The organism is Bartonella sp. AP30XZML (assembly GCF_042195945.1).
Taxonomy (GTDB): Bacteria; Pseudomonadota; Alphaproteobacteria; order Rhizobiales; family Rhizobiaceae; genus Bartonella.
Map to the genome: position 1 here is coordinate 1 of NZ_JBHIPJ010000074.1, position 1,460 is coordinate 1,460.

1 protein-coding gene and 1 pseudogene are annotated in these 1,460 nt (G+C 41.1%); both read left to right on the forward strand.

The features are described 5' to 3' along the window. The first annotated feature begins 511 nt into the window (after window positions 1–511). Window positions 512–910: a hypothetical protein gene (locus ACFIL2_RS05265; protein WP_375681703.1), complete on the forward strand. Its 399-nt coding sequence runs from the start codon at window positions 512–514 to the stop codon at window positions 908–910. Then, window positions 864–1,460, forward strand: a pseudogene (locus ACFIL2_RS05270) (hypothetical protein); the annotation flags it as partial. The gene ACFIL2_RS05265 and the pseudogene ACFIL2_RS05270, both read left to right, overlap by 47 nt.

Below are 1,460 nucleotides of genomic sequence, written 5' to 3' on the forward strand. Positions count from 1 at the left end.
AAGGCCAACTTGATAAAGAATTGAAAGATCTTTCGAATAGCCTTCAGTCTGATGATTCAGCCGTTGTTCATTACGATAAAAAAGATGGTGATAATGGCGGCATTAATTACACGAGTGTGACTTTAGGTGGTAAAGATAAGGCAGCTGTAGGTCTTCATAATGTTGCTGATGGTAAGATTGCTGACAAGTCACGTGATGCAATCACGGGTGGACAGGTTAATACCATAGCTTCGGATTTATCANACAGGTTAATACCATAGCTTCGGATTTATCAAAGATTTTAGGTGGCGCTGTATCTTTTGATGGCAAAAACTTTACAGGACCAACGTATGACTTATCGACAGTTTCTAAAGAGGGTAATGTAACAAATAAATCGTATGAAGGTGTTGAAACAGCCTTTAAAGGACTTGATGAGAATATCAAAACCGTTAACGATCGTATTAAGGAAGTCTCAGAAGGAGTTTCACAGGATTCTTTATCATGGAGTAATCAGAGTAATGCTTTTGTAGCCTTGCATGGAAAAGAAGGTGAAAAGACAAACAGCAAGGTCACATCGCTGGCTGATGGTTCTCTAGTGGCGGGTTCGAGCGATGCGGTTACGGGTGGACAGATTAATACCATAGCTGCGAGTTTAGCAAAAATTTTAGGAGGCAAAGCATCGTTTAGTGCTGATGGCACTTTTACAGCTCCCAGCTATGACTTATCGACAGTTTCTAAAGAGGGTGATGTAACAAATAAATCATATGAAGGTGTTGGAACCGCTTTTTCAGCTCTTGATGCAAATATCAAGAATGTGAATGCACGGATTAAAGAGGTTTCACAAGGAGTTGCACAGGATTCTTTGGTATGGAGCAAGGATGCAAATGCCTTTAGTGCGCAGCATGGAGAAAAAGAGGATAAAAAAAAATAGCAAAATTACCTCTCTTGAAAATGGTAAACTTTCAGAGGAATCAACTGATGCCGTGAATGGTTCACAGCTCCATTCTACGAACACAGCCCTTGCGGAGTATTTCGGTGGTAATGCCAAGTATGAGGATGGCAAATGGACGAAACCTGATTTCAAAGTTGCACAATTTGATGCTGATGGCACAGAAGGTGACAAGAAGACTTATCACAATGTTGCTGCTGCTTTTGAAGGTGTTAACAGTGCTTTCACCACTCTGAATGAAGAGATTGTCGATGTAAGAGACAGTATCCTTGTTAAGCAAGAAGAAGAGGTGACGTTAAGTCGTAGTCTTCGTGCAGGGGGAACAGGTGTTATCACCATAGGTAAGGCAGCAGGCGGTACGGAAGTAAGTATTCTTAACAATGAAGGTAAGGAACGGACAATTACCGGTGTGAGTACTGGTGAACTTTCAGAAAGTTCAACGGATGCGGTTAATGGTTCACAGCTTTTTACAACCAATAAAAATGTTACTAAGGTTGCTGAGCATACAGCAAAATATTTTGGCGGAGGTGCC